Origin of the sequence: Acidocella sp., assembly GCF_036489515.1 — a bacterium.
GTDB lineage: Bacteria > Pseudomonadota > Alphaproteobacteria > Acetobacterales > Acetobacteraceae > Acidocella.
This window is the reverse complement of the sequence record NZ_DASXFO010000011.1, coordinates 1-5449: the sequence shown is the minus strand read 5'-3', so window position 1 is coordinate 5449 and position 5449 is coordinate 1. Positions and strand designations below refer to the sequence as shown.

Sequence of the window (5449 nt, the reverse complement as noted above, 5' to 3'; positions counted from 1 at the left end):
TGAAGCGCGAGGCGCTCCCCGGCTTCATGAGCGCGCATTACACGCCGGAGAACATGGTCATCGCCGCCTCGGGCAATCTGCGCCACGCGCAGGTGGTGGATCTGGTCGCCCAGCATTTCGCCGACCTGCCCAAGGCGGCGCGCCATGAGCCGATGCCGGCGGACTATACCGGCGGCGAGTACCGTGAGGACCGCGATCTCGACCAGGCGCATCTGGTTCTGGGCTTTTCCGCGCCCGGCTATGGCGAGCCGGATTATTACCCGGCGATGCTGCTTTCGACCCTGCTCGGCGGCGGCATGTCCTCGCGGCTGTTCCAGGAAATCCGGGAGAAGCGCGGCCTCGTCTATTCCATCTACAGCTTTACCTCACCGGCCAAGGATGGCGGGTTATTCGGCATTTACGCCGGCACCGGCGAGTCCGAGGCCGCCGAACTGATGCCTGTGACATTGGAGGAACTGGACAAGGTGCAGCACCATGTCACCGCCGCCGAGCTTAACCGGGCGCGGGCGCAGTTGAAGGCGGGACTGCTGATGTCGCTTGAATCCACCGGCAGCCGCTGCGAGCAGCTGGCCCGCCAATGGCAGATTTTTGGCCGTGTGATTCCGGCGGCGGAAACCGTGGCGAAGATCGAGGCGGTGACCGAGGCGGACATCCGTGCCGCGGCGGCGAAAATCTTCCGCCAGCGTCCGACCATCGCCACCATCGGCCCGATCGCACAGGTGCCGACACTCTCCGCCATTGCCGATCGGCTGGCCGCATGAGCGCGTTGCTCGACCAGGCCGCCGCCCTCCTCGCTGCCGCGAAGGCGGCCGGGGCTGACGTCGCGGAGACGGTGATGAGCACCGGCACCTCGGTCTCGGTGCAGCGCCGGCTCGGCAAGATCGAGGAGACCGAGCGCGCCGAATCCCGTGAGCTCGGCCTGCGCGTGTTTGTCGGCAAATGCAGCGCTTCGGTTTCGGCCAGCGCGATCGACCCCGCCGCGTTCACGCGCCTGGCGGAACAGGCCGTTTCCATGGCCCGTGTCGTGCCGGAAGACATTTACGCGGAAATCCCCGAGGCCCCGGCGCCGATGGACGCGAAGCGTCTCGACCTCGACGATCCGCTCGAACCCACGGCCGAAACGCTCATTGCCCGCGCCGCGGCGGCGGAAGAGGCGGCGCTCGCGGTGCCCGGCATCACCAATTCCGAGGGCGCTTCGGCTTCCTGGTCGCGCAGTCATTTTCTCCTCGCCACCACGCGCGGCTTCGCCGGCTTCTATGCCCGCTCCAGCCATGGCGTCTCCGCGACCGCCATCGCCGGCACCGGCACGGACATGCAGCGCGATTACGATTATTCTTCCGCCGCGCATGCATCGGACCTCGATGATCCGGCCGCCCTCGGCCGCAAGGCCGCCGAGCAGGCGCTCGCCCGGCTGCATCCAACCCGCCCGAAAACCGCCAGACTCCCCGTGCTGTTCGACCCGCGCGTCGCCGGCAGCATGCTCGGCCACTTGTCGGGAGCGATCCACGGCGCCTCGATCGCCCGCGGCACCTCCTTCCTGAAGGAGAGCCTCGGGCAGAAGGTGTTCGGACCGGACATCCGCATCATCGACGACCCGTTGCGCGTGCGCGGCCGCCGCTCCCGGCCCTTCGACCGCGAGGGCCAGCCCGGCACGGTCCGCAGCTTCATCGAAAACGGCGTGCTGACCAGCTGGATTCTCGACACCCGCAGCGCCAATCAGCTCGGCCTGAAAACCACCGGCCATGCCGGCGGCACCAGCAATTTTTATCTGGCGCCCGGCAGCCTGACGCCTGCGGCGCTGATGGCCGATATCGTTGAGGGGCTGTACGTGACCGAGATGCTCGGTTCGAGCGTGAGCGGCTTGACCGGCGATTATTCGCGCGGTGCCGCCGGCTTCATGATCCGCAACGGCGTCCTCGCAGAGCCGGTGGCCGAGTTCACCATCGCCGGCAATCTCAAGGACATGTTCCTGAACCTCACCCCGGCCGATGATCTGATCTTCAAGCGCGGCACCGACGCGCCGACCTTGCGTATTGAAGGCATGACGCTGGCTGGGGCGTAGCAAAAACTGCATGCAATAAAAGGAAGGAAGTAGCCGCTTTTTAAAAAAAGCGGCGCAAAAATTTTTACTCCGCTAGGGCATGGGCGTTGTCGCCGACAATGCCCATGACCCAGATTAATAAAGTTTTTTTGCTACTTTTTGTTCACAAAAAGTAGTCTTCCTTTTTTGCCTCGCATTGAATTTTGCATTCAATCATGCCAGCCTCCCTCCATAAGAGGAGGACCAAAAATGGCGACGGTATTACGGCCAGGGCTTGAGCGGCGTTTGACGTCGGAGATCGACGGCGAGGTGCTGTTCGATCGCTTCAGCCGCGGCCGCTACGCCACCGACGCCTCGCACTATCAGATGATGCCGCTTGGCGTGGTCGTGCCGAAGACCATGGAGGGCGCGCTGCGCGCCATGGCGCTGGCCCGGGAGGAGGGCGTGCCGATCACCCCGCGCGGCGGCGGCACCTCGCAATGCGGCCAGACCATCAATCGCGGCCTGGTCATCGACAATTCCAAATATTTGCGCCGCATCCTGTCGCTGGACGTGGCGAACAGAAGCTGCGTGGTGGAACCCGGCATCGTGCTGGACGATCTCAACCGCCAGCTGAAGCCGCACGGGCTGTGGTTCCCGGTGGATGTTTCCACCGCCTCACGCGCCACCATCGGCGGCATGACCGGCAACAATTCCTGCGGCGGCCGTTCGCTGCGCTATGGCACCACGCGCGACAACGTGCTGGCGATCGACGCCGTGCTGGCGGACGGATCGGCGATGCATTTCGGCGAGATTTCCACGGATCTCTCCGACGTCAATGATTTTGCGTCGCGCGATCTTGCGGCCAAGCTCCTGCGCATCGGCGCGCGCGAGGCGGATGAGGTGGCGCAAAACTTTCCCAAGGTGCAGCGCCGCGTCGGCGGCTATAACATCGACGCCCTGAACCCGGCGCGGGGCCGGGTGAACCTCGCGCATATCCTGGTCGGCTCCGAGGGCACGCTGGGCTATTCCACCGCCATCGAACTCAAGCTCTGGCCGTTGTTGGGCCGGCGCGGTCTCGGCGTCTGCCATTTCGGCTCGTTCCATGCTGCCATGGACGCCGCCCAGCATCTGGTGAAGCTCAAGCCCATCGCCATCGAGCTGGTGGACGCGACCATGATCGAGCTGGCGAGCGAAATCCCGATATTCCGCCCGACCTTGGAGGCCTTCCTGAAAGGTGACCCGGCGGCGCTGTTGCTGGTGGAATTCGCCGAGGACGAGGCGGAGAACACGCGGCGGCTGGAACAATTGTCCGAACTGATGGGCGATCTCGGCTTTGGCTTCGACCGCCAGGGCGCGCAGTGGGGCGGGGTGGTAGAGGTGCTCGACCCGGCCTTGCAGGCGGCGATCACCGAGCTGCGCACTTCAGGGCTAAACATCATGATGTCCATGAAGGAGCAGCGCAAGCCGATCTCCTTTGTCGAGGACTGCGCCGTGCCGCTCGAACATCTGGCCGAATACACCGCCAACCTCACTTCGGTGTTCGAGAAGCATGGCACCAAAGGCACCTGGTACGCCCATGCCTCGGAAGGCTGCCTGCATGTGCGCCCGGTGCTGAACCTGCGCCTGGAGAAGGACGTGGCGGCGATGCGCGCCATCGCCGAGGAGGCTTTCGAGCTGGTGCGCGCCTATAAGGGCTCGCATTCCGGCGAGCATGGCGACGGGCTGGTGCGCAGCGAGTTCCACGAGAAGATGTTCGGCACCCGCCTGGTCCGCGCCTTCGAGGAGGTGAAGGAGGTTTTCGACCCCACCACAGCTTTCAATCCGGGCAAGATCGTGCATCCGGCCCGCTTCGATGACCGGTCTCTGCTTCGCTACAAGCCGGATTACGCCGTGGCGGATTTCAAGCCGGCGCTGGATTGGTCCGACTATCCGGGCGGGGCCGGCGGCCTGCAGGGCGCTGTGGAAATGTGCAACAATAACGGCGCCTGCCGGAAGCTCGAGGGCGGCGCGATGTGCCCCTCCTACCGCGCCACCGGCGACGAGCAGCACGTCACCCGCGGCCGCGCCAACACCTTGCGTCTGGCCCTCTCCGGGCAATTGGGGCCGGACGCCCTGGCCTCAGACGCAATGGCGGAGACGTTAAAACTCTGCGTCTCCTGCAAGGCCTGCAAGCGCGAATGCCCGACCGGCGTGGACATGGCGCGCATGAAAATCGAGGTGCAGGCCGCGCGCGCGAAGCGGAACGGATTCTCGCTGAGAGACCGGCTGGTGGGACACCTGCCACGGTACGCGCCTTATGCCGCGTACCTCGCGCCGTTGCTCAACCTGCGCAATCGTTTTCCGGCCCTCGCCAAACTCGGGGAAAAATTTCTCGGCTTTAGCGCCCGGCGCAGCTTGCCGGTTTGGCGGCGCGACCGGTTTACGCCGCCGGCAAGCGTGCAGGGCAGGGCGGACGGCGCGGAAGTGGTTCTCTGGGCGGACACGTTCAACGCCGCCTTCGAGCCGGAAAACATCACCGCCGCCATCGCCACCCTCACCGGTGCCGGCTACCGGGTGCATGTGGCGCAGCCGCCGCGCGGCGGGCGCCCGCTCTGCTGCGGCCGCACCTATCTCTCGGTCGGCGATGTCGGCGCCGCCAAGGTGGAAATGACGCGCACGCTGGAAGCCCTCAAACCGTTCGTCGCGAGGGGCGTGCCGGTGCTGGGGCTCGAGCCGAGCTGCCTGTTCTCCTTCCGAGATGAACTTTTGGTCCTCCTCCCCGGTGAGGTCGCGCAGGCGGTGGCGGTGCAGACAATGCTGGTGGAGGAGTTCATCGCCAGGGAAATCAAGGCTGGCCGCTTTTCACCAAGCCTCGCTCCGGTGGCGGAGACGGCCGTGCTGCATGGCCATTGCCACCAGAAGGCTTTCGGCGCGATGGGCGCGGTGCAGACCGCCCTCAGCCTGATCCCCGGGCTGAAGGTTGAGACCATCGAGTCGAGCTGCTGCGGCATGGCCGGCGCGTTCGGCTATCAGGCGGAGACCATCGACATGTCGCTGCGCATGGCCGAACTCAGCCTGCTGCCGGCGGTGCGCGCGGCGGCGCCGGACGCGTTGGTGGTGGCCGACGGCACCTCCTGCCGGCACCAGATCCATGACGGCACCGGGCGCGAGGCGGTGCACGTGGTGCGCGTGCTGGCCGCCAGCATGGCGAAGGCTGTAGGGTAGGGAAGGCTACTTTTTGTGAACAAAAAGTAGCAAAAAAACTTTTTTATGCTGGGGCATGGGCGTTGTCGGTGACACAGCCCATGGCCCAGCATAAACAAAAATTTTGCGCCGCTTTTTTTAAAAAGCGGCTACTTTCTTAAGGAGTTCCGATGACCCAAGCCACCGAGCCCTGCGACTTCTCCGCGATCGAGGCGCGCCGCCTGATCGGCACGAAACAGCTTT

General features: G+C 65.2%; 3 protein-coding genes. All 3 read left to right on the top strand.

The genetic code is table 11. The features are described 5' to 3' along the window. Positions 1-761, top strand: a 761-nt coding sequence (locus VGG47_RS01480) for a M16 family metallopeptidase (protein ID WP_331535093.1), incomplete at its 5' end; no start/stop codon positions are given. Continuing rightward, a complete protein-coding gene (locus VGG47_RS01475; protein ID WP_331535092.1) occupies positions 758-2062 on the top strand; it encodes a TldD/PmbA family protein in 1305 nt (434 codons plus the stop codon). The genes VGG47_RS01480 and VGG47_RS01475, both read left to right, overlap by 4 nt. Positions 2063-2290: 228 nt before the next feature. Beyond that, a complete protein-coding gene (locus tag VGG47_RS01470) occupies positions 2291-5227 on the top strand; it encodes an FAD-binding and (Fe-S)-binding domain-containing protein (protein ID WP_331535091.1) in 2937 nt (978 codons plus the stop codon). Positions 5228-5449 lie beyond the last annotated feature (222 nt).